Source organism: Azohydromonas sp. (assembly GCF_035325925.1).
Lineage (GTDB): Bacteria > Pseudomonadota > Gammaproteobacteria > Burkholderiales > Burkholderiaceae_C > Calidifontimicrobium.
This window is the reverse complement of record NZ_DAOKZA010000047.1, coordinates 1-22,192: the sequence shown is the minus strand read 5'-3', so window position 1 is coordinate 22,192 and position 22,192 is coordinate 1. Positions and strand designations below refer to the sequence as shown.

Here is a 22,192-nt window from a genome sequence, read left to right as displayed (position 1 = left end):
TCCTGTGCGCTGCTCACATGCCCAGCGCGAGCCGCGCCGCCTCGGACAGGCGGTAGCGGTCCCACGGCGGGTCGAACACCAGCCGCACGTCGACCTGTGCGACGGGCGGCAGTGCCAGCACCTTGTTCGCCACCTCGTCGGCCAGCACCTCGCCCATGCCGCAGCCGGGCGCGGTCAGCGTCAGATCGATCGCGACGTTGAAGCGGCCGTCGTCCTGCGGCTCGATGTCGCAGGCGTAGATCAGCCCGAGCTCGACGATGTCGATCGGGATCTCGGGGTCGTAGCAGGTCTTCAGCGTGGCCCACACCAGTTCGCGCACCTGCTCGGGTGTCGCGTCGGCGTCCAGCGTCGGGGGCGGCGGCGGCACCTCGCGGCCGATCGCGTCGGCGTCGCGGCCGTCGATGCGCACCAGCTGCCCGCCGGCGACGACGCTGAAGCTCGACCCCAGCGCCTGCGTGATCGTCACCGCGGTGCCGGCCGGCACCTCGACCGGCTCGCCGCTGGGCACGCGCCGCGCCTGCACCGCGCGCGTCGTGGTGGTCTTCTCCTGCTGCAGCCTCATCGCGGCGCTCCGTCGGGCGTGCCGCCGCGCCCGTGGTCGACGACGATGTCCGGGTCCTCGTCGGCGGCACCGGCCAGCGCGTGCATCAGCGCGTGCCAGCCGAGCAGCGCGCACTTGATGCGCCCCGGGTAGCGCCGCACCGCGGCCAGGCTGACGAGCTTGCCCAGGTTCGCCTCGTCGGGTTCGGCCTGCCCGGTCAGCACCGCCCGGAAGCGCTGCTGCAGCGCGCGCGCGTCGGCCACCGCATGGCCGCGCACCGCCTCGCTCATCATCGACGCCGAGGCGATGCAGATCGCGCAGCCGCGGCCATCGAAGCGGATGTCGCGCAGCGTGTCGCCTTCGACCTGCAGCTGCACGCGCACGTCGTCGCCGCACTGCGGGTTGCGCCCGCGCGCCTCGTGGGTGGGCGCCGGCAGCGTGCCGAAGCAGCGCGGCGAACGCTTGTGCTCGAGCACCAGCTGCTGGTACAGGTCGAGGTCGGCGCTCATCGCAGCATCTCCACCGCCGCCGCCACGCCTTCGACGAGGCGCTCGACCTCGTCGTGGGTGTTGTACAGCGCGAACGACGCGCGCGTCGTCGGCCCGTGGGCGACGCGCTCGAGCAGCGGCTGCGCGCAGTGCCAGCCGGTGCGCACCGCGATACCGCGGCCGTCGAGCACCGTGCCGATGTCGTGCGGGTGCACGTCGTCGACGACGAACGAGACGATCGCGCTGCCGTGCGCGTGGCGCGCCAGCACCCGCACACCCGGCAGCGCCGACAGCGCCGCCGCGGCGTGCTCGCGCAGCGCCTCGACGTGCGCGGCGATCGCGTCGCGCCCGACGCCGTCGATGAACTGCGCCGCCGCCGCCAGCCCGATGGCACCGCAGACGTTCGGCGTGCCGCCTTCGAGCCGCTGCGGCAGCTCGGCGAAGCCGGCGTCGGTCTGCGACACCCACTCGACCATGTCGCCGCCCAGGCGCAGCGGCACCAGCCGGTCCAGCGCGTCGCGGCGGCCGACGAGCGCGCCGATGCCCATCGGGCCGTACATCTTGTGCCCCGAGAAGGCCATCAGGTCGCAGGCCAGCGAGGCCAGCGCCGGCACCTCGTGCGCCATCGCCTGCGCGGCGTCGAGCACCGTCAGCGCGCCGGCGTCGCGCGCCATCGCCAGCATCGCCTCGTACGGCGGGCGCTCGCCGCTGCCGTTGGCGCAGGCGGTGAGCGCGAACACGCGCGTGCGCGGCGTCAGCAGCGGCGCCAGCGCCTCGGGGGCGAGCCGGCCCTCGGCATCGGGCTGCACGACGCGCAGCCGCGCGCCGCTGCGCCGCGTGGCGAGTTGCCACGGCACGAGGTTGGCGTGGTGTTCGAGCGCGCTGACGACGATCTCGTCGCCCGGGCGCAGCCACGCCGGCTGCAGCGCCCCCTCGCCGCCGCCCGAGGGCATGCCCGGCAGCGACAGCCCCTGCGCGACGAGGTTCAGCGACTCGGTCGTGCCCGAGGTGAAGACCAGCTCGTGCCGTTCGTCGGCGCCGACGAAGGCCTTCAGTCGCGCGCGCGCCGCCTCGTGCGCGTCGGTGGCGCGCTGGCTGAGCGTGTGCACGCCGCGGTGGATGTTCGCGCGGTCGTGGGTGTCGAAGCGGCGCATCGCGTCGAGCACCTGCAACGGCATCTGCGTGGTCGCCGCGTTGTCGAGGTAGGCCAGCGGCCGGCCGCCGACCTGCTGCGCGAGCACCGGGAACGCGCTGGTCATCGCGTCGCCGCTGGGCAGCCGGTCACCCACGGCCGTCTCCCGTTGCGCGCTGCAGGTGGCCGGCCAGCGCGGCGGCGAGCGCCGGCGTGGCGCCGACGGCATCGGGCAGCGCGTCTTCGCCGAGGCCGCGCGCCAGCACCGCGGTGGCCATGCCCTGCAGGATCAGCGCCAGCGCGTTCGCCTCGTCGAGGCCGCGCTGGCGCGCGAGGAACAGCGCGTCTTCCGGCAGCCGGCCCCAGGTGGCGCCGTGCGCGGCCTGCACCGCGTCGTGCTCGATCTCGAGCTGCGGGCGCAGCACCAGCCGCGGCGCCCCGGCGGTCGGGATGCCGGCCAGGTGCTGGCGCACGTCGGCGCCCTCGGCGCCCGGGCGCACGTGGGCGTGCAGGTCGCCGGCGGCCAGCGCCCGGTGGCGCGCCAGCGCGAGCACGTCGACCTCGCTCGCGCTGCGCGCCGCCGCGTGCACGACGCGCACCTGGCGGTCGACCTGGCTGCCGCGGTCGCCGTCGGCGAGCAGCACGCTGCCGGCGCGGGCATCGGCGCCGGTGCCGTCGAGCGCCACGATCGTGCGCTGCAGGTGGTACGCGGCACCGGTGGCGAGCAGTGCTTGGCCGTAGAACGCGCCGCCGCCCAGCCGGGCGTGCACGTGGTGCGCGACGCGGTCGCCGGCGCCGGGCTGCACCAGGCGCCAGTGTTGCAGTCGCGCGCCGGTGCCCAGTTGCAGGTGCAGCTGGAGGTTCTGCACCACGTCGCGGCGGCACGCCGGGGCGCCGTCGCGGACGTGCGTCTCGGGCGGGCACGCCGCGAAGTCGTCGCGGACGTGCGTCCCAGGCGGGCGCGCCGCGACTTCGTCGCGGACGTGCGTTTCGATCACCACGCAGCGCGCCCCGGGCTCGAGCTCGACGACCAGCAGCGGCGCCTCGACCGCGTCGCACGGCAGGTGGCGCAGCTGCAGCAGCAGCGGCGGCGCGCCGTCGTCGGCCGGCGCGGCGATGCGCAGCCGCAGCCCCCGGCGGCACAGCGCGCGGTGCGCCCAGGCGAACGGTGCCGCGGCGTCGTCGCCCGGCGTCGGCAGCCCGGCGAGCAGTTCGGCGCGCTGCGCCGGGTCGGCGGCGTCGAGCCAGCGCGCGTCGACGAGCCCCGGTGCGCCCACCGGGTGCAGCGTCCAGCCCGCGCCGGCCAGCGGCGGCGCGTCGCAGGCGGCGCCGTCGTCGCCGAGCCACACCGCAACCGGCGGTGGCGGCATGACGCGGAACGCGTCGCCGCGACGGAACTGCCAGCCGCCTTCGTCGAGCAGGTGCGACCGTGCGGCGAGCGCGTCGGCGCGTGCGGTGTTCATCGCGCCTCCACCGGCTCGGCCTCGCGCGAGCGCGAGGCCGCGTAGCCCTGCGCGGCGATCGCGCGGGCCAGCTCGACGCCGCCGGTCTCGGCGATGCAGCCCTCGTGCAGCCGCAGCACGCGGTCGGGGGCCAGCGACTCGATGAGCTGCAGGTAGTGCGAGACGACGACGAACGCGGTGCCCTCGCGACGCATCGAGCCGACCAGGTCGACCAGCGCGCGCACCCCGTCGACGTCGAGGCCCGAGTCGATCTCGTCGAGCAGCGCGACGCGCGGCTTGAGCAGCGCGAGCTGCAGCAGCTCGTTGCGCTTGCGCTCGCCGCCGGAGAAGCCTTCGTTGACCGGGCGGGCGAGCATCGCCTCGGGCAGCCCCAGCCGCGCGGCGCCGGCCTTGGCTTGGCCGAGGAAGTCGTAGGCGTCGATCTCGCTGTCGCCGCGCGCGGCGCGCTGCGCGTTCAGTGCGGTGCGGATGAACAGGTTGTTGCGCACGCCCGGGATGTCCGGCGGCGCCTGCAGCGACAGGAACAGGCCGGCGCGTGCGCGCGCCTCGACCGGCATCGCCAGCAGGTCCTGCCCGGCCAGCCGCGCCTGGCCGGCCACCTGGTAGCGCGGGTGTCCGGCCAGCGCCAGCGCCAGCGTGCTCTTGCCGCTGCCGTTGGCGCCCATCAGCACGACGAGCTCGCCGGCGTCGACGTCGAAGCCGACCGAGCGCAGCACGCGTGTCGTGCCGACGTCGACGCGCAGCTCGCGCACCGACAGCAGCGGCTCGCGGGGGGTGGCAGGGCGGTTCATCGCTTCTCCTGGTGCTGCGCCTGCGGCGCCGTTCATCCGACCGCGCCCTCGAGCGACACCGCCAGCAGGGCGCGTGCCTCGAGCGCGAACTCCATCGGCAGCTCGTCGAGCACCGCCTGGCAGAAGCCGCCGACGATCAGCGCCGTCGCCTCGGCCTCGTCGAGGCCGCGCTGGCGGGCGTAGAAAAGCCGTTCCTCCGAGATGCGCGTCGTCGTCGCCTCGTGCTCGACGACGGCGTCGGCGCGCGCGGCGTCGACGGTCGGAAAGGTGTGCGCGCCGCAGTGCGGGCCGATCAGCAGCGAGTCGCACTGCGTGTGGTTACGCGCGCCGGCGGCGGTCGGCGCGACGCGCACCAGCCCGCGGTAGCTGTTGTGCGCCCGGCCCGCGCTGATGCCCTTGGAGACGATGCGGCTCGTGGTGTCGCGGCCGAGGTGGATCATCTTCGTGCCGGTGTCGGCCTGCTGGCGGTGGTTGCTCACCGCGATCGAGTGGAACTCGCCGCTCGAGCCGTCGCCGCGCAGCACCACGCTGGGGTACTTCCAGGTGATCGCCGAGCCGGTCTCGATCTGCGTCCAGGCCACGCGCGAGCGCCGTCCGGCGGCGAGCGCGCGCTTGGTGACGAAGTTGTAGATGCCGCCGCGCCCTTCGGCGTCGCCGGGGTACCAGTTCTGCACCGTCGAGTACTTGATGAAGGCCTCGTCGTGCGCGACCAGCTCGACCACCGCGGCGTGCAGTTGGTGCTCGTCGCGCTGCGGCGCGGTGCAGCCCTCGAGGTAGCTGACCTCGGCGCCGGCCTCGGCGATGATCAGCGTGCGCTCGAACTGCCCGGTGTTGCGCGCGTTGATGCGGAAGTACGACGACAGCTCCATCGGGCAGCGCACGCCGGCGGGCACGTAGACGAACGAGCCGTCGGAGAACACCGCCGAGTTCAGCGCCGCGTAGAAGTTGTCGCCCGGCGGCACGACGCTGCCGAGGTAGCGTTCGACCAGCTCGGGGTGCTCGCGCACGGCGTCCGAGATCGAGCAGAAGATCACCCCGACCGCGGCGAGCTGCTCGCGAAAGCTCGTGCCCACCGATACCGAGTCGAACACCGCGTCGACCGCGACGCCGGCCAGCGCGGCGCGTTCGTGCAGCGGCACGCCGAGCTTCTCGTAGGTCTCGAGCAGCTTGGGGTCGACCTCGTCGAGGCTCTTCGGCGCGTTGGCCATCGACTTCGGCGCCGAGTAGTACGACAGCGCCTGGAAGTCGATCGGCTCGATGCGCAACCGCGCCCACTCGGGCGGCGTCATCTGCCGCCAGCGCTCGAACGCCGCCAGGCGCCAGCGCAGCAGGAACTCGGGCTCGCCCTTGCGGCGCGAGATCTCGCGCACCGTGCCCTCGTCGAGCCCGGGCGGCAGCGAATCCGACTCGACGTCGGTGACGAAGCCGTGGCGGTAGGGCCGCTCGAGCGTTTGCTGCAGCGCGTCGGTGGACATCGGTTGGCAGGCTCGCGAAGAAGGTGCATCGATAATACATGCGTATAACATGCATGTTTCAAGCAACACCGATGTCGACGCGGGATTGCGCCGCCGTCAGGTGTGCACCTTCACCCGTGATCGGGCCGTCCGCGGCTCGCGCGACCCGGGCAGCGGCCGAAGACGCGCACGATCACTCGCGCCGGCGGTCCGGGCGCGGCTGCGCGGTCGATGGCGGGCGCCGCGCGGACGCTTGCCGGACCATGATCGTCGCCCGAAGGCCGGCGCTCAGCCCCCCGCGGCAGTCGCGGGGCGGTATTCGGGCACCGACGCGCCCAGCAGCCGGCGCATCGCGTCGGCGTCGTCGGGCGGCGCCGCGTCGATCGCCGCGATCAGCCGCGGCAGGTCGAACGGCGTGGGCGCCAGCTGCACGCGCAGCACGCGCGGCGCGGTGGTCGGCAGCGTGCGGTCGGCGTCGGCGAGCAGCTCCTCGTACAGCTTCTCGCCCGGGCGCAGCCCGGTGAACTCGATCGCGATCTCGTCGTCGCGCCGCCCGGCCAGGCGGATCATCTGCCGCGCCAGTTCGACGATCTTCACCGGCTCGCCCATGTCGAGCACCAGCACCTGGCCGGTCTCGCCGATCGCCGCGGCCTGCAGCACCAGCTGCACCGCCTCCGGGATCGTCATGAAGTAGCGGATCATCTCGGGGTGCGTCACGGTCACCGGGCCGCCGCGCTCGATCTGCTCGCGGAACTTCGGCACCACGCTGCCGCTCGAGCCGAGCACGTTGCCGAAGCGCACCGCGATGAAACGCGTTGCCGGGTGCTCGGTGGCCAGCGCCGAGACGACCATCTCGGCGGCGCGCTTGCTCGCGCCCATCACGCTGGTCGGGTTCACCGCCTTGTCGGTGCTGATCAGCACGAAGCGCTCGGCCCCCGCCGCGGCGGCGGCGCGCGCAGCCTGCCAGGTGCCGAGCACGTTGTTGCGCACGCACGCCGCCGCGTTGTGCGCCTCCTCCATCAGCGGCACGTGCTTGTAGGCGGCGGCGTGGAACACCGCGTGCGGTCGCCAGCGCGCGAACACCGCGTGCAGCTGCGCCGCGTCCTTCACGTCGGCGATCTGCGGCACCAGCGGCAGCCGCGGCCAGCGCGCCGAAAGCTCCTGCTCGACGGCGTACAGCGCGTACTCGCCGAGCTCGACCAGCACCAGCCGCGCCGGCGCGAATCGCGCGATCTGCCGGCACAGCTCGGCGCCGATGCTGCCGCCGGCGCCGGTGACGAGCACCGTCTTGCCGGCCAGCGTCTCGGCGATCCCGGCCTCGTCGAGCTGCACCGGTTCGCGGCCGAGCAGGTCCTCGGTGCGCAGTTCGCGCAGCCGCTCGATGCGCTCGCCGCCGTCGCGCAGCTCGGCGGCCGACGGCACGGTCAGCATCGGCAGGCCGGTTGCCGCGGCCAGCGCGAAGATCTCGCGCCGGCGCGCGCCGCGCAAGCTCGGCATCGCGAAGATCAGGTGCGTCGCGCCGGCACGCAGCTGCGGGCGTGCGAGGTCGGCCAGCGAGCCCAGCACCGGGACGCCGGCCACGCGCGCGCCCTGCTTGGCCGCGTCGTCGTCGAGCAGGCCGAGCACCGTCCAGCCCTGGCGGTGGATGCCGGCCAGCAGCAGCCGCGCCGCGTCGCCGGCGCCCAGCACCAGCGCGCGCCGCACCTCGCCGTCGCCGGCGATCTGCGCGCGCGCGTGTTCGTAGAGCATGCGGTAGGCCAGCCGCACCAGCGCCACGCCGACGAGCACGACGAACGGGTGCAGCGCCAGCACCGCGCGCGGGATCTCGAACAGCCCGAGCGCGCGCACGACCAGCGCCGCGGCCGCGCCGGCGCCCAGGCAGGCCAGCGCGATGCGGCGCAGGTCGCCGAACCCGGTGAAGCGCCACAGCCCGCGTGGCACGCCGGCCAGCGCGAACGCCGCCAGGTACGCGGCGGCGACGCCGAGCAGCACCCACGCGTCGTAGCCGGCGCGCGCGCTCCACCAGCGCTCGAACCCCAGCCGGAACAGGTGGGTGAGCTGCCAGGCGACGACGACGATCGCGCCGTCGACGGCCAGCGCCAGCGGCCAGCGGTGGGGCCGCAGCCGCGCCAGCGCGCGGTCGACGCGGTGCCACACCGTCGCAGGCGAACCGCCCGCCGTCATCGCCGCCCCCGGCCCAGCAGCGCGCCGAGCGTGCGCAGCAGCACCGCGACGTCGCTGGCCAGCGTGGCGCGCCGCGCGTAGTCCAGCGACAGCGCGAGCTTGCGCGGCAGCAACACGTCGACGTACTCGCGTTCGGGGTCGGCGGCGCGCGCCAGCTGCGCGTCCTCGTCGAGTCCGGCGAGCGACGCCGGGTCGGTGAGCCCGGGCCGCAACGCGAGCAGTTCGTCGCGCAGTGACGGCGGGACCCGCTCGACGTAACGCGGCACCTCGGGGCGCGGGCCGACCAGGCTCATGTCGCCGCGCACGACGTCGATCAGCTGCGGCAGCTCGTCGAGGCGGCGGCGGCGCAGCCAGCGCCCGGCGCGCGTGATGCGCGGGTCGTCGCCGACCGTCAGCGCCGGACCGCGCCGGGGCGCGTCGACGACCATCGTGCGGAACTTGTGGATGCGAAACGCACGCCCGCCGCGGCCGACGCGCTGCTGGCGGAACAGCGCCGGCCCCGGCGAGTCGACCCGCACCCAGGCTGCGATCACGAGCAGCAGCGGTGCCAGCAGCGCCAGCAGCACCGACGCGACGACGAGGTCGAACACGCGCTTGGCCATCGCGCCGTCGATCTCGCCCGCTTCAGCCGCCACACGGAGCATCGCGCGACCCGCGTGCGAACCACCGCGAGGCCTCGAGCGGCCGTCGCGGATCCGGCTTTGCCGCTGCGCTGGCGGCCCCTCGAGGGGGCGCGCCCAAGGCGCCTCCTCGGGGGTGGTTCACGTCAGCGCGTCGCGCACCGCGTCGATCACGCGCGCGACGTCGGCGTCGCCCATCGCCGGGTAGATCGGCAGGCTCAGCGAGCGCTCGTAGGCGCGCTGGCTGGCGGGGAACATCGCGTCCGTCAGGCCGTAGCGCTCGCGCCAGTAGGGCTGCCGGTGCAGCGGGATGTAGTGCACGCTGCAGCCGATGCCGGCGGCGAACAGGCGCTCGATCAGCGCGTCGCGGCCGATCGGCGCGTCGTCGGCCAGGCGCAGCACGTACAGGTGCCAGGCGTGGGTGTCGCCCGGCGCCGCGTGCGGCGGCGTGAGTACCGGCAGGCCCGCGAAGCCTTCGTCGTACGCCGCCGCGATGCGCGCGCGCCGCTGCCTGAAGGCGTGCGCCTTGGTCAGCTGCACGCGGCCGATCGCCGCGGCGACGTCGGTCAGGTTGTACTTGAAGCCCGGCGCGACGATCTCGTAGTACCAACTCGGCGCCGTCGCGGTGAAGCGGTCGAAGGCGTCGCGGCTGATGCCGTGCAGCCGCATCACCCGGGCACGTCGCGCCAGCGCCGCGTCGCGCGTGACCAGCATGCCGCCTTCGCCGGTGGTGATGGTCTTGTTGGCGTAGAAGCTGAACACGGCGGCGTCGCTGGCCAGCGTACCGACCGACGCGCCGCCGCAGGTGGTGGGCAGCGCGTGCGCCGCGTCCTCGACCACCCTCAGCCCGTGGCGTCGCGCGATGCCCAGCAGCGCCGGCATGTCGGCCGCCAGCCCGCCGAAGTGCACCGGCACGAGGGCCTTGGTGCGCGGGCCCACCGCGGCCTCGACCGCGGCGGGGGCGATGTTCAGCGTCGCAGGGTCGATGTCGACCAGCTTCACGTCGGCGCCGAGGTACCGCGCGACCTCGGCGCTGGCGGTGAAGGTGTGCGTGGTGGTGATCACCTCGTCGCCGGGGCCGACGCCCACGGCTTCCAGCGCCAGGTGCAGCCCGGCGGTGGCCGAGTTGACCGCGACGCAGTGCAGCCGCTCGTCGCCGAGGAACGCGGCGAACTCGGCTTCGAAGCGCTGCGCCTGCGGCCCGGTGGTCAGCCAGCCCGTACGCAGCGTCTCGACGACGGCGGCGATCTCGTCGTCGCCGACCTCGGGCCGCGCGAACGGCAGGAACGGCAGGCCGGTCATCGGGCCACCTGCACGCTGTCGCGTCGCGGCGCGAGCGCTTCGGAGCGGCCGCGCGCGCTCACGTGTCGGCGACGCCGCCGCGCGCCGCGCGGCCGATCGCGTGGTACTCGATGCCGAAGCCGGCCACCAGCGCCGGGTCAAACAGGTTGCGCCCGTCGAACACCACCGGTTGCTTCAGCGCATCACGCATCGCGTCGAAGTCGGGGCTGCGGAACTCCTTCCACTCGGTGATGATGATCAGCGCGTCGGCGCCTTCGAGCGCCGCCGGCGCGCTGGCCGCATAGCCGAGGCCGGCGGCGTCGCCGAACACGCGCTTCGCCTCGTCGATCGCCACCGGGTCGTAGGCGACGACGCGCGCGCCGCGCTCGAGCAGCGCGGCCACCAGCACGCGGCTGGGCGCCTCGCGCATGTCGTCGGTGCCGGGCTTGAACGCCAGCCCCCACAGCGCGAACGTGCGCCCGTCGAGCCTGTCGCCGAAGCGCGCGACGATCTTGTCGACCAGCACCAGCTTCTGCCGCTCGTTGGCGCGTTCGACCGCGTCGAGCACCCACAGCGCCTGGCCGTGGTCGGCGGCCGTCTTCAGCAGCGCCTTGACGTCCTTCGGGAAGCACGAGCCGCCGTAGCCGGCGCCGGCGTAGAGGAACTGGTGGCCGATGCGCGGGTCGCTGCCGATGCCCTGGCGCACGCGCTCGATGTCGGCGCCGAGCTTCTCGGCGAGCAGCGCCAGCTCGTTCATGAAGCTGATGCGCGTGGCCAGCATCGCGTTGGCGGCGTACTTCGTGAACTCGGCGCTGCGGATGTCCATCACCAGCAGGCGGTCGCGGCTGCGCACGAACGGCGCGTACAGCGAGCGCATCAGCAGCACCGCGCGCTCGTCGTCGGCGCCGACGATGACGCGGTCGGGCCGCATGAAGTCGTCGACCGCCGCACCTTCCTTGAGGAACTCGGGGTTGCTGACCACCGAGAAGTTGAGCCTGACGCCGCGCGCGGCCAGTTCCCCGGCGATCGCCGCGTGCACGCGGTCGGCGGTGCCCACCGGCACCGTGCTCTTGTCGACGACGACCTTGTAGTCGGTCATGTGCCGGCCGATCTGGCGCGCCGCCTCGACGACGTAGCGCAGGTCGGCCGAGCCGTCCTCGTCGGGCGGCGTGCCCACGGCGATGAACTGCAGCGTGCCGTGGTGCACGCCGCGGTCGACGTCGGTGGTGAACTCGAGCCGGCCGGCGGCCACGTTGCGCTGCACGACCTCGAGCAGCCCGGGTTCGTGGATCGGCAGCCCGCCGGCCTCGAGCACGCGGATCTTGCGCTCGTCGACGTCGACGCACAGCACGTGGTTGCCCATCTCGGCCAGGCACGCGCCGGTGACCAGCCCCACGTAACCCGTCCCGACGACCGTGACCTTCATGCGATGAACTCCTCGTTGCGGCCGGGCGCGGCCGGCTTGCCGATCCACGCCAGCCAGTGCGTGCGCAGCGGCGGCAGCGCGTTGAGCAGCGGGTACAGCGCCGGATGCCGGCGGCAGGCGATGCGCGCCAGCGGCGGCGCCAGCGTGACGCGCCTGCCGCGGATTGTGCCGTGCGGGAACAGCGCACGAACGCGCGCCGGCGAGACGCCGCGCACGTCGGGGTTGCGCGGGTTGTCGCGCGTGAAGTCGTACCACCAGATGCCGCCGCCGGGGCGCAGCCAGCGCCACATGGCTTCGGCCAGCCGCTGCTGGAACGCGTCGTCGAGCAGCGACGAGAACACGGTCGACTGCAGCACCAGGTCCTGGCTGCCGGGTTCGACCGGCGCGTCGCAGGCGTCGCCGAGCCACAGCGCGACGCGCTCCGGCAGGCGCTCGCGCGCCGCGGCGTGACGCGCGGCGAGCAGCTCGATGCCGGTCAGGTGGGCGGGCGCGAAGCCCAGGCGCAGCAGGTCGAGCAGCTGGCCGCCGTCGCCGCAGCCGACGTCGGTGGCGCGCCGCGACGCGAGGTCGCGCCAGCCCAGCGCGGCGAGCCTGCGCAGCAGCACGCGCTCGCGTTCGAGCCGTGCCTGCCAGACGTCGGGCTGCAGCGGGTGGTAGCGCGGGTCGCCGGCGGTGCGGCGTGCGTAGCGCTCGCGCACCGCGGCGGGTTCGTCGTGCGGGGTCATCGCGTCAGCCTCGCGAAGCGCTCGCGCCCGCGGCCGTGGCGCCATGCGTCCCAGGTGCCGAGCAGGAACCCCGCGCCGTACGACAGCTGCTGCGCCGCGATCACGGCCGGCAGCCGCGGCAGCAGCGGCCAGCCGGCGCGCGCCGCCACCGCCACCGACATCGCGAGCACGAGCGCCGCGTACGCCGCCAGCAACGCGAGCAGCGGCGCGGCGCCGCCGCCGAGCAGCGCCAGCGCCAGCGCCGCGGCGACGGCGGCGACGAACAGCCCCGGCAGCGGGTGCCGCCACGCCGCCGGCTGGCCGTGGCGACGCATCACGAACGGCTTCCAGTAGCCGTACTGCAGCCACTGGCGCGCCAGTGCGCCCGGCGACTCGCGCGGGCGGTAGGTGCTGCGGATCGCCGGGCTCTGCCACACGCGTCCGCCGCCGCGCACGATGCGCAGGTTGTGCTCGTCGTCCTGGTTGCGCACCAGCGTCTCGTCGAAGGGGCCGAAGCGTTCGAAGGTCCGGCGCGGCCAGCAGCCGAGGTAGACCGTGTCGACGGGTCCGTCGTGCGTCAGCGAGCGCGAGCGCGCACCACCGGTGACCCAGCGCGACTGGAACGCCGCGGCGATCGCGCGTCCCCAGGGCCCTTCGCCCTCGGCGCGCCACGGCCCGCCAACGTTGTCGGCGCCGGTGCGCTCGAGCGCGGCCAGGCACTGCGCGACGTAGTCCGCCGCGTACGCCGTGTGCACGTCCATGCGCACGATCACCTCGCCGCGCGCCGTGGCGATGGCACGGTTCAACCCGGTCGAGACGATGCGCCGCGGGTTGTCGATCACCGCGAGCCTCGGCTCGTGCGCCGCGGCCGCGTCGAGCGCCTCGCGCGTGCCGTCGTCGCTGGTGCCGTCGGCGACGACCAGCTCCATCGTCCAGCCCGGCGGCAGCCGCTGCGCGAGCGCGGCGTCGACGAAGGCCTGCACGTGCGCGCGCTCGTTGCGGCACGGCGCGATCACGCTGACGACGCGCGGCTCAGCCATCGTCGCGCCCCAGCAGCCGCAGGTACAGCCGCCACATGCGGTCCATCTGCACGCGCCGCGATGCGCGCGCCAGCGCGATGCCGCGGTTGTGCGCGCCCATCGCCGCGGTGCGGTCGCGGTCGAGCCACAGCGCGTGCAGCGCGTCGGCGAGCGCGACCGCGTCGCCGGCCGGCACGCGCAGCCCCCCGGCGTCGTCGACCCACGCGCGGTTGGCCGGCAGGTCGGAGACGACCACCGCGCAGCCGCAGGCCAGCGACTCGAGCAGCGCGACCGAGGTCGCGTCGCTGGCCGGCACGCTGATCGACACGTCGGCGGCCTGCAGCGCCGCGACGAGCTGCGGGTCGTCGACGCGGCCGACGAATTCGGCGACCTCGGCGCCGGGTTCGAGCAGCCCGAGCGCCGCGGCCTGGTCGCGCAACAGGGGCTCGAGCGCGCCGCCGCCGAGCAGCCGCAGCCGCAGCGGCGCCGCCGGCTCGCGCCGGCGCAGCCGCGCCACCGCCTGCAGGATCACGTCGACGTGGTAGTTCGGCAGCCACTGGCGCAGGCTCGCGAGCGTGAACACGCGACGGTCGCGCGGCTGCGCCGGCGGCACGAAGCGTTCGGTGTCGGCGCCCCACGTCACCTCGTGGCACGGCGCCGACACGCCGAAGCCGCGCATCGTGTCGATCAGGTCGGCGCTGTCGCCGGTCAGCAGGTCGGCGCGGCGCAGGATCCAGCCGGTGAGTGCGTGCTTCAGGCGGCTCTCGCGCGGGCTCACCAGCAGGTCGCTGCCCCACGCGGTGACCACGCAGGGACGCACGCCGCAGGCCGCCCCCCACAGGCCGTTGGAGGTCACGTAGTGGCCGTGCACGAGGTCGGGGTCCACGGCGCGCGCGACGCGGCGCACCTGCGGCAGCGCGAGCAGCCAGCCGGGCGCATCGTCGCCGGGGCGCACGACGTGCAGCGTCGCCGCGTCGAGCGGCGCCGGGCGGCGCGTCAGCACGTGGCACTCGGCGCCGCGCGCGTGCATCTCGCGCACCCAGCGCTGCAGGTGCACGCTGTCGGCGTCGCCCACGAAGAGCAGCCGTGGCGGCCTCACGGCGCGGCCGGCGGCCCGGCCCAGGCCTCGTAGTGCGCGCGCATCTCGGGGTGGCGTTCGAGCAGCGCGCGGTCGATGCGGCGCGTGTCGCCGACGACGCGCGCCGGGTGACCGTCGACGATCGCGAAGTCGGGCACCTCGCCGGTGACGTGGCTGTAGGCCTTGACGAGCACCCCGCGGCCCAGCCGCGCGCCGGGGCCGATCACGCTGTGCGGGCCGACGAAGCAGTAGGCACCGATCGTGGTCGCCGCCTGCCGGTAGCCCGGCGGCTGCGCTTGGCCGTAGAAGGCGCGCCCGCCGATGCGCAGCGCGTGGTGCGTCGAGTGCGTCAGCACCGACACGTGGTTGGTGATCTGGCAGCCCTCGCCGATCTCGAGCCCGCCGGATGCGTCGATCAGGTTGAAGTGGCCGATGAACACGTGGTCGCCGATGCGCAGCCGCTGCGGGTGGCCGACCTCGGTGTGCGTGCTCACGCGCGTGTGCGCCAGCCAGCGGCCGTCGGCGTCGCGCCAGCCGTAGACCATGCGCGGCGCGAGCAGCCGCCGCCACCAGCCGAGCAGGGTGCGCATCACGGGCGTCGTCACGGCGCCGATTGTGGATCCGGCCGGCGCCACAGCGCGCGCAGCGGCAGGCCGGTGGCGCGCAGGAACAGCGCCAGCGCGAACCCGATCGCCAGCGCGTAGCTCGCGCTGGTGCTCAGGGCCGCGCCGGCCAGGCCGTGTCGCGGCACGGCCCACAGGCAAGCCAGCGTGTTCAGCGCCAGCGACAGCGCCGCGATCCACGCCGGCCACTGCGGCCGGCCGAGGTGGTTCGTGAAGTACGCCGACAGCGCCGACGCCGCCGCGTACAGCACGACCCCGGGCAGCAGCAGCACGAGCGGCCACCAGGCGCCGGCGTAGGCCGCGCCCAGCAGCGGCGGCAGCAGCGCCCACGCCGCGAGCGCCAGCAGCGGCGCCGCCGCGAGCGCCGCGGCGACGCCCCAGCGCGCGGCCGCCAGCGCGGTGCGCGCGGCGCGCGCCGCATCGCGCTCGCCGATGCGCCGGTATGCGGCCGTGCTCAGCGCCGCCGACAGCAGCCACGGCAGCTCGGCCACCTGCACCGCGACCGCGTAGACGCCGGTCGCGTCGATCCCGGCGCTGCGCTCGACGACGAACAGCGGCACGCGGTAGTTCAGCACGCCGACCACGTTGGCCGCGCCGACCGCGACGACGAAGCCGAGGTCGCCGCGCAGGTGCAGACGCGGCGCCGGGCGCACCGGCGGTGCGTCGCGCAGCGCCCACGCGGCGGTGCCCAGCGCGACGAGCACGCGCGACGCGACCCAGGCCAGCAGCACGTCGCGCAGCCCGGCGGCGTCGCCGCGCCACACGGTGATCAGCGCGAGCGCGACCAGCGCCACCAGCGGCAGCGCGACCTGCGGTGCAGCCAGCCGGGCCATCTGTGCGCGGCCGAGCCACAGCCCGCTCGCGGTGGGCGCCAGCAGCAGCAGCGGCGCGGCCGGCGCCAGCCACACCAGCATGTCGTACGGCGCGCGCGGCGCGATGCGCCCCAGCGTCCACAGCGCGATCGCCGCGGCGCCGCCGGCGGCCAGCGCGACGCCCAGCCAGGCGCGCAGCGGCGCCGCGGGGTCGTCGCCGTGGTGCGAGACACGCCGCGCCAGCGCCAGGCCGAACCCCGAGCACAGCGTCAGCAGCACCGACTCGACCGCGAGCAGCAGCGCGAAGGCGCCCTGCACCGCGGGGCCCAACCGCGCCACCGCGACCATCAGCGCCAGCGCCAGCGTCATCGCCGCCACGCGCGCCGCGAGGTGCACGCCCGCGCCCTGGGCAAGACCGGCGAGCGACATGGGGCGGCGGGTGGCGTGGGCGGGGTTGGACGGGCGGCGCATTGTCACCGACGCCTAAAATCGCCGGCCCACTTCGAAGCCGCCATGAACGACGCCGCACGCCCCGTCCTGCCCGAACTGACCGCCGACGAGAACAAGCTCATCGAGCAGCGGCGCGAGAAGCTGGCCGCGCTGCGCGCGCGTGGCCCCGCGTTCCCGAACGACTTCAAGCCCACGCACGACGCGGCCGACCTGCAGCGCCGCTACGCGCAGGTGCCCAACGACGAGCTCGAGCCGCAGGCGGTGCGCGTGCGCGTGGCCGGTCGCATGATGCTCAAGCGCATCATGGGCAAGGCCAGCTTCGCGACGCTGCAGGACGGCTCGATGGGCGCCACCGGCGGGCGCATCCAGCTGTTCGTCGGCAGGGACGGCCTCGGCGAGCTGGCCTACGAGGCGTTCAAGCACTGGGACCTGGGCGACATCCTCGGCGCCGAGGGCACGCTGTTTCGCACGCGCACCGGTGAGCTCAGCATCAAGGTCGACGCGCTGCGCCTGCTCGTCAAGAGCCTGCGTCCGCTGCCCGACAAGTTCCACGGCATGACCGACCAGGAGCAGAAGTACCGCCAGCGCTACGTCGACCTGATCACCGACGAGCGCGCGCGCGAACGCTTCGTGGCGCGCAGCAAGGCGGTGGCGTCGATCCGCAACTTCATGCTCGAGCACGGCTTCCTCGAGGTCGAGACGCCGATGCTGCACCCGATCCCCGGCGGCGCGAACGCGCGGCCGTTCGTCACGCACCACAACGCGCTCGACCAGCAGATGTTCCTGCGCATCGCGCCCGAGCTGTACCTGAAGCGGCTGCTCGTCGGCGGGTTCGAGCGCGTGTTCGAGATCAACCGCAACTTCCGCAACGAGGGGATCAGCGTGCGCCACAACCCCGAGTTCACGATGATGGAGTTCTACGCGGCGTACTGGACGCACCGCGATCTGATGGACTTCACCGAGCACCTGCTGCGCCACGCGGCGCGCCAGGCCACCGGCAGCGCGGTCGTCGACTACGCCGGCAAGCCGGTCGACCTCGACGCGCCGTTCGCGCGCCTGACGGTGCGCGACGCGCTGGTGCGCCACGCCGGCCTGACGGCCGCCGAGGCCGCCGACGCGCAGGTGCTGCACGCCAAGCTCAAGTCGCTCGGCGAGGAACCGCCGGCGCACTGGACGCTGGCCGAGTTGCAGTTCGGGCTGTTCGAGGCCGCCGTCGAGCACCAGCTGTGGCAGCCGACCTTCATCGTCGACTACCCGGTCGAGGTGTCGCCGCTGGCACGCGCCGCCGACGACGACCCGACGGTGACCGAGCGCTTCGAGCTGTTCATCACCGGCCGCGAGATGGCCAACGGTTTCTCGGAGCTCAACGACGCCGAGGACCAGGCCGCGCGCTTCGCCGCGCAGGCCAACGCCAAGGCCGCCGGCGACGAGGAGGCGATGTACTACGACGCCGACTTCATCCGCGCGCTCGAGTACGGCATGCCGCCGGCGGGCGGCTGCGGCATCGGCATCGACCGGCTGGTGATGCTGCTCACCGACAGCCCGAGCATCCGCGACGTGATCCTGTTCCCGGCGCTGCGCCGCGAGGACGGCGACGAGCCGCCGTCGCTGCGCCGCTGACGCGCCGGCCGTCGCGATGGCCCCGCGCATCGAGTCGCTGCACCGGCTCGAGCGGGTCTGCTGGGACGAACTCGAGCGCGCGGCGGCGCAGCGCGGGCACGCGTGGCGCACCGCGGTGCTGGCCACCACCGACGGCGAGGCGGCGCACGCGCGCACGGTGATCCTGCGCGAGGTCGACGCGGCACGGCGGCGGCTGCTGATCTACACCGACGCGCGATCGCCCAAGGCGGCGCAGCTCGCCGCGCACCCGCGCGGCGAACTGGTGGTGTGGTCGGCGGCGCTGGGCTGGCAGCTGCGGCTGGACTGCCACCTCGCGCTGCACACCGAGGGGCTGGCGGTGACGTCGCGCTGGGCGCAGCTGCGGCTGACGCCCGCGGCGCAGGACTATCTGTCGCCGCTGCCACCCGGGCAGACTCTGGACGGCGAGCCGCCGCACGGCGAGCGTGCGCACTTCGCACTGGTCAGCGCCGACGTGCGATCGATCGACTGGCTCGAACTGCACGCCGACGGCCACCGCCGCGCCGCCTTCGACGCCCACGGCGCGCGCTGGCTGCAGCCCTGAAGGGGTTCGGCAGGCAGGCGTGCGCGCGCGGCCGTCGTCCGAGCGAAACGACCGCAGGGAGCGTAGCGAGTCCGGCCCCGCGGCTAGCAGCGCAGCGAAGTCGGCCCGCAGGGCCGACCACCACAGGGTGAGCCCGAAGCGGCTGGCGCCCGCCGCGACGCGCCGACGCGCGCAGCAGCACTGCCAGCATGCGAGACCCTTGCCGCGGTCGCCGGCGCGCCGACCCGGGACTGCCGTTTGCGCCCCGGCCCTGAACGACTCGTCGCGGCTTCGGCCTCGCGCGAGGCGCCCGGCGCCGCCGGACGCGCCCGCGGGTCGTGACGTATTGACGGTCCCCGGCACGACGGGGCTACAGTCGCGTCGCCAGGCGCCGATGCAGCGACGAACTCCCTTCTGCCGCACCATGTCGAGCGCCGAAACCCTGGAGCATCCCGTGTACCGCCGCCTCACCGAGTCGGCGCAGGCGTTCGCGCGCCACGCCGTGCTGCACGAACTCGGCCAGCGCCTGCACGCGGTGCCCGCCGGCGACCCGCTGGTGCGCCGCGCCCGCCACTGCCTCGGGCGCGGCGTGCCGTACTTCGCCCCGGGCGACGCGCACTACCGCGACTGGGCGGCGCAGGTGGCGGCGCTGTGGGCCGCGCTCGACGCGCGCGCGCAGCCCACCGGCAGAGCTCAGCCGTGACGGAAGCTCGGGGCGCGCTTGGCCAGGAAGGCGTCCATGCCTTCCTTCTGGTCGTGCGTGGCGAACAGCGCGTGGAACATGCGCCGCTCGTGGCTCAGGCCTTCGGCCAGCGGGGTCTCGAAGGCGCGCTGCACGCACTCCTTGGCCATCATCACCGCCGGCATGCCCAGGCCGCAGATCGTCGCCGCGGCGGCCAGCGCCTCGTCGATCAGCTTGTCGGCCGGCACCACGCGCGACACCAGCCCGGCGCGCTCGGCCTCGGCGGCGTCCATGAAGCGGCCGGTGAGCACCAGGTCCATCGCCTTGCTTTTGCCCACGGCGCGCGGCAGGCGCTGCGTGCCGCCGGCGCCGGGAATGATGCCGATCTTGATCTCGGGCTGGCCGAACCTGGCGTTGTCGGCGGCGATGATGAAGTCGCACATCATCGCCAGCTCGCAGCCGCCGCCCAGCGCGAAGCCGGCCACCGCGGCGATCACCGGCTTGCGCACGCGCGTGACCGTCTCCCAGTTGCGCGTGATGAAGTTGCGCTTGAAGACGTCCATGAACTCGTACTTCGCCATCGCCGCGATGTCGGCGCCGGCGGCGAAGGCCTTGTCGCTGCCGGTGATCACGATGCAGCCGACGCCGTCGTCGGCGTCGAAGGCCTGCAGCGCCGCGCCGAGGTCGTCCATCAGCGCGTCGTTGAGCGCGTTGAGCTGCTTGGGCCGGTGCAGCGTGATCAGCGCGGTCTTCAGCGCGGCGTCGCCGCGCAGCTCGGTCAGGATGTGCTCGTAGGTCATCGCGGTCTCCAGGCGTCGGGGTGCGGTCGTCGGCGGTCACTATACGTGCGCGCCGTCGCCACCACGCCGCCGCCGGCCGGCCGGCGCGGCCCCGGGCGCGCTGCCGCGGCGCTTCACGATTGAAGGGTTCTCGAGATGCCGACCATCTACCGCAAGACCGCCAAGGGCCATGCCGAGATGGCCACCCGCGCGCACCGGCTGGCGCCGCGGCTGCGCCAGATGCTCATCGTCGTCGACGGCCAGCGCAGCGACGACGACCTGCGCCGCATGATCGCGCAGCAGGCCGACGAGGCGCTGCGGGCGCTGGTCGACGGCGGCTTCATCGAGGCGATCAGCACGCGGGCACCCGCGCCGGCGAGGCCGGCCGCCGCAGTCGTGGCGGCGCCGGCGGCCGCCGCGCCTTCGGCGTCGGCGCCGGCCGGCGCCGGCACCGGCGCCGGCTTCGGCGAGCAGCTCAAGCGCGACGCGGTGCGCACCCTCACCGACCAGCTCGGCCCCATGGCCGAGTCGCTGGCGATGCGCATCGAGAAGGCACGCGATGCCGACGAACTGCGCCCGCTGCTCGAGCAGGGCCACCGCTACCTGCGCGAGCTGCGCGGTTCGTTCGCCGCCACCGCGTTCGCCGACCGCTTCCTCGCCGACCGCGCGACAGCCTGAGCCACCGTCCGCCGGCTCAGGGCGACGGGCCGGACTGCTGCGGCCACTCGGCGAGCACCAGGTCGACCCAGGTCTGCGCGTCGTGCCGGATGCGGATGCGCACCGGCAGGTACTGCAGCGTCGGCGCGAACCAGGCTTCGGCGCCGAGCTCGCGCCCGGGTTCGGGCCGGGTGTCGGCGCTGGGGCGCACGTGCATCGCGGCAACCCCGCCCAGCGGCGTGTCGAGCAGTTCCTCGCCGGCCACCTCGTAGCGCCAGCGCGCGATGCGCCGCGGCAGCACCAGCGGGAACTCGACCACCTCGCCGGTGCGCAGCCGCTCGGGCCGCAGCGTGAACAGCCACGTCAGCTGCACGAACTGGCTCGCCGCGTCCTGCATGCCGGCGCGCGCCGGCCACGCGTGACCTCCCGCCAGGTGCACCGTCTCGCCGCCCAGGTGCAGGCTCAGCGCCGACGGTTCGCGCCACGCGAAGCGCGTCAGTTCGTCGTAGCGACGCGGGCGCAGGCCGTCGTCGCCCAGCGTGCCGTCGCTGACCATGCGCCGCGACAGCAGCGGCGCGAACGACGGGCCGACGACCACGTCCAGGTGCACCTGGTAGCGGTGGCCGTCACGCAGCCACTGCACCTGCGCGCTGCCGTGCACCTCGCCGCGGTACCAGCCGCTGAGCCGGTACTGCAGCCGCGTCGACGGCGGCCACTCGAACGCCGCCGCGGCGTCGCCGGTGGCGCCGGCCGGCGCCGCCGCGGCCGGGGCAGGTTCGGACGGGGGGCCGGTGGCGGCGATTGTGTCCGCCGGCGCTTCGGTGGGGGTGTCTGCCCAGGCGCCGAGGCCGGCGAGCTCGTGCGGCAGCGGCGCGATCCACGGAGGCGCTGGCGGCGCGACGTCGGCGGCCGGCTGCGACGCGGCGGGGTCGGGCGCAGCGGCGACCGCCGAGACGGGCCGCGGCCGCGCGCCGCGCCCCGCGACGCGCCGTGGCGCGGGCGGCGGGGCCACGGCCGCAGGCGCTGCCGGGTGCAACTCGCGCACGAAGCGCACCTCGATCGGCGCCGGCAGTGCGGTGTGCAGCCGCAGCGTGGCGACTTGCGCGTGCCACCAGCGCAGCAGCCCCAGGTGCGCCGCGGCGATCGCCAGCAGCAGGGCGGCGCCGGCGAGGCGACGCCGTCGTCGCGTCGCGGCGGCGATCAGCCCGTGAGCCATGCGCGGCGCAGCGCGGCCGCGGGGGCGGGGGCCTGCGCGTCGACGTGCAGCTGCAGCGCGCGCGCGGCCTCGGCCGGCGGCGTCACCTCGACGCGGCGCACGCGCTGGTCGCGCACCAGCAGCAGCTCGAAGCGCGTGCCGGGGGCCAGCCACTGCTGCGCGTCGTCGAGCCGGCGCACGCGCCAGCCGTCGACGGCCAGCAGCTCGTCGCCGGCGGCGACGCCGGCACGCTCGGCGGCGCCGCCGCGCAGCACGCTCTTGACCTGCACGCCGCTGACCGGCCCCTCGCTCAGGCGCAGGCCCAGCGTGGCCGCCAGCCCCGACGGCGCGTCGTGGCCGAACGCGACGCCGGCGTGCGCGAGCAGGCTGCGCAGCGGCAGGTCGTCGGTGCCGTGCACCCAGCGCTGCAGGGTCTGCGCCAGCGCGTCGCCGGCTTGCGCGCGCAGCGCCTCGACGATCTGCGCCTCGCTCACCGGCCCGCCGCGGCTGCCGGCCCACAGTCGGCGCATCAGGTCGTCGAGGCCGCCGTGCCCGCCCTCGCGCAGGCTCAGGTCCAGCGCCAGCGCCACCAGCGAACCCTTGGTGTAGTAGCTGACGGTGGCGTTGGGCGTGTTCTCGTCGGGGCGGTAGT

At 75.0% G+C, this 22,192-nt stretch carries 22 protein-coding genes; 4 read left to right on the top strand and 18 right to left on the bottom strand.

Going from position 1 to position 22,192, the window contains the following annotated elements:
- Nucleotides 1-13: 13 nt before the first annotated feature.
- The 15 genes from sufT to PKC53_RS15195 all read right to left on the bottom strand — a co-directional run bounded on the left by sufT (nt 14) and on the right by PKC53_RS15195 (nt 16,045).
- Complete coding sequence (gene sufT, locus PKC53_RS15265) at nt 14-562, bottom strand: putative Fe-S cluster assembly protein SufT (RefSeq protein WP_324430107.1); 549 nt, start codon at nt 560-562, stop codon at nt 14-16.
- On the bottom strand, nt 559-1,050 hold the full coding sequence (gene sufU, locus PKC53_RS15260) for a Fe-S cluster assembly sulfur transfer protein SufU (RefSeq protein WP_324430105.1): 492 nt from the start codon (nt 1,048-1,050) through the stop codon (nt 559-561). The genes sufT and sufU overlap by 4 nt, the downstream gene beginning before the upstream one ends.
- Nucleotides 1,047-2,318: an aminotransferase class V-fold PLP-dependent enzyme gene (locus PKC53_RS15255; RefSeq protein ID WP_324430103.1), complete on the bottom strand. Its 1,272-nt coding sequence runs from the start codon at nt 2,316-2,318 to the stop codon at nt 1,047-1,049. Before PKC53_RS15255 ends, sufU begins: the two co-directional genes overlap by 4 nt.
- Complete coding sequence (locus PKC53_RS15250) at nt 2,311-3,624, bottom strand: SufD family Fe-S cluster assembly protein (protein WP_324430101.1); 1,314 nt, start codon at nt 3,622-3,624, stop codon at nt 2,311-2,313. Before PKC53_RS15250 ends, PKC53_RS15255 begins: the two co-directional genes overlap by 8 nt.
- The gene (gene sufC / locus PKC53_RS15245; protein WP_324430099.1) at nt 3,621-4,415 is read right to left on the bottom strand and encodes a Fe-S cluster assembly ATPase SufC; all 795 of its coding nucleotides are present in this window, start codon (nt 4,413-4,415) and stop codon (nt 3,621-3,623) included. Before sufC ends, PKC53_RS15250 begins: the two co-directional genes overlap by 4 nt.
- A 32-nt stretch (nt 4,416-4,447) precedes the next feature.
- Nucleotides 4,448-5,890 (bottom strand): Fe-S cluster assembly protein SufB, encoded by a 1,443-nt coding sequence (gene sufB, locus PKC53_RS15240; protein ID WP_324430097.1) that lies wholly within the window; start codon nt 5,888-5,890, stop codon nt 4,448-4,450.
- Nucleotides 5,891-6,157: 267 nt separating this feature from the next.
- Nucleotides 6,158-8,026 (bottom strand): nucleoside-diphosphate sugar epimerase/dehydratase, encoded by a 1,869-nt coding sequence (locus PKC53_RS15235; protein ID WP_324430095.1) that lies wholly within the window; start codon nt 8,024-8,026, stop codon nt 6,158-6,160.
- 23 nt (nt 8,027-8,049) lie between these two features.
- Complete coding sequence (locus PKC53_RS15230) at nt 8,050-8,655, bottom strand: sugar transferase (protein WP_324430128.1); 606 nt, start codon at nt 8,653-8,655, stop codon at nt 8,050-8,052.
- A gap of 159 nt (nt 8,656-8,814) precedes the next feature.
- On the bottom strand, nt 8,815-9,975 hold the full coding sequence (locus PKC53_RS15225) for a DegT/DnrJ/EryC1/StrS family aminotransferase (RefSeq protein ID WP_324430093.1): 1,161 nt from the start codon (nt 9,973-9,975) through the stop codon (nt 8,815-8,817).
- Nucleotides 9,976-10,033: 58 nt separating this feature from the next.
- Nucleotides 10,034-11,380, bottom strand: coding sequence for a UDP-glucose/GDP-mannose dehydrogenase family protein (locus PKC53_RS15220; RefSeq protein ID WP_324430091.1), 1,347 nt, complete (start codon nt 11,378-11,380; stop codon nt 10,034-10,036).
- The gene (locus PKC53_RS15215; protein WP_324430089.1) at nt 11,377-12,105 is read right to left on the bottom strand and encodes a class I SAM-dependent methyltransferase; all 729 of its coding nucleotides are present in this window, start codon (nt 12,103-12,105) and stop codon (nt 11,377-11,379) included. The genes PKC53_RS15220 and PKC53_RS15215 overlap by 4 nt, the downstream gene beginning before the upstream one ends.
- On the bottom strand, nt 12,102-13,124 hold the full coding sequence (locus tag PKC53_RS15210) for a glycosyltransferase family 2 protein (protein WP_324430087.1): 1,023 nt from the start codon (nt 13,122-13,124) through the stop codon (nt 12,102-12,104). Before PKC53_RS15210 ends, PKC53_RS15215 begins: the two co-directional genes overlap by 4 nt.
- Entirely contained in the window at nt 13,117-14,178 is a 1,062-nt protein-coding gene (locus PKC53_RS15205) for a glycosyltransferase (RefSeq protein WP_324430085.1), read from the bottom strand. The genes PKC53_RS15210 and PKC53_RS15205 overlap by 8 nt, the downstream gene beginning before the upstream one ends.
- Before the next feature lie 20 nt (nt 14,179-14,198).
- On the bottom strand, nt 14,199-14,786 hold the full coding sequence (locus tag PKC53_RS15200; RefSeq protein WP_324430083.1) for an acyltransferase: 588 nt from the start codon (nt 14,784-14,786) through the stop codon (nt 14,199-14,201).
- Entirely contained in the window at nt 14,783-16,045 is a 1,263-nt protein-coding gene (locus PKC53_RS15195) for a polysaccharide biosynthesis C-terminal domain-containing protein (protein WP_324430081.1), read from the bottom strand. Before PKC53_RS15195 ends, PKC53_RS15200 begins: the two co-directional genes overlap by 4 nt.
- Nucleotides 16,046-16,129: 84 nt before the next feature.
- Here PKC53_RS15195 and lysS point away from each other — a divergent pair, with 84 nt between their 5' ends.
- The 3 genes from lysS to PKC53_RS15180 all read left to right on the top strand — a co-directional run bounded on the left by lysS (nt 16,130) and on the right by PKC53_RS15180 (nt 18,930).
- Nucleotides 16,130-17,686, top strand: a complete 1,557-nt coding sequence (gene lysS / locus PKC53_RS15190; RefSeq protein WP_324430079.1) for a lysine--tRNA ligase — start codon at nt 16,130-16,132, stop codon at nt 17,684-17,686.
- A 16-nt stretch (nt 17,687-17,702) separates the two neighbouring features.
- Nucleotides 17,703-18,248: a pyridoxamine 5'-phosphate oxidase family protein gene (locus tag PKC53_RS15185; RefSeq protein ID WP_324430077.1), complete on the top strand. Its 546-nt coding sequence runs from the start codon at nt 17,703-17,705 to the stop codon at nt 18,246-18,248.
- A 433-nt stretch (nt 18,249-18,681) separates the two neighbouring features.
- Nucleotides 18,682-18,930 (top strand): hypothetical protein, encoded by a 249-nt coding sequence (locus tag PKC53_RS15180; RefSeq protein WP_324430076.1) that lies wholly within the window; start codon nt 18,682-18,684, stop codon nt 18,928-18,930.
- Here the strand turns inward: PKC53_RS15180 and PKC53_RS15175 are convergent.
- Nucleotides 18,921-19,709, bottom strand: coding sequence for an enoyl-CoA hydratase (locus PKC53_RS15175; protein ID WP_324430074.1), 789 nt, complete (start codon nt 19,707-19,709; stop codon nt 18,921-18,923). The genes PKC53_RS15180 and PKC53_RS15175 overlap by 10 nt on opposite strands.
- A gap of 135 nt (nt 19,710-19,844) precedes the next feature.
- Here PKC53_RS15175 and PKC53_RS15170 point away from each other — a divergent pair, with 135 nt between their 5' ends.
- Nucleotides 19,845-20,366, top strand: coding sequence for a hypothetical protein (locus PKC53_RS15170; RefSeq protein ID WP_324430072.1), 522 nt, complete (start codon nt 19,845-19,847; stop codon nt 20,364-20,366).
- 16 nt (nt 20,367-20,382) lie between these two features.
- Here PKC53_RS15170 and PKC53_RS15165 read toward each other — a convergent pair whose 3' ends face one another.
- Together PKC53_RS15165 and PKC53_RS15160 are read right to left on the bottom strand one after the other, a co-directional pair.
- Complete coding sequence (locus PKC53_RS15165) at nt 20,383-21,561, bottom strand: DUF3108 domain-containing protein (RefSeq protein WP_324430070.1); 1,179 nt, start codon at nt 21,559-21,561, stop codon at nt 20,383-20,385.
- Nucleotides 21,546-22,192, bottom strand: a 647-nt coding sequence (locus tag PKC53_RS15160; protein WP_324430068.1) for a PDZ domain-containing protein, incomplete at its 5' end; no start/stop codon positions are given. The genes PKC53_RS15165 and PKC53_RS15160, both read right to left, overlap by 16 nt.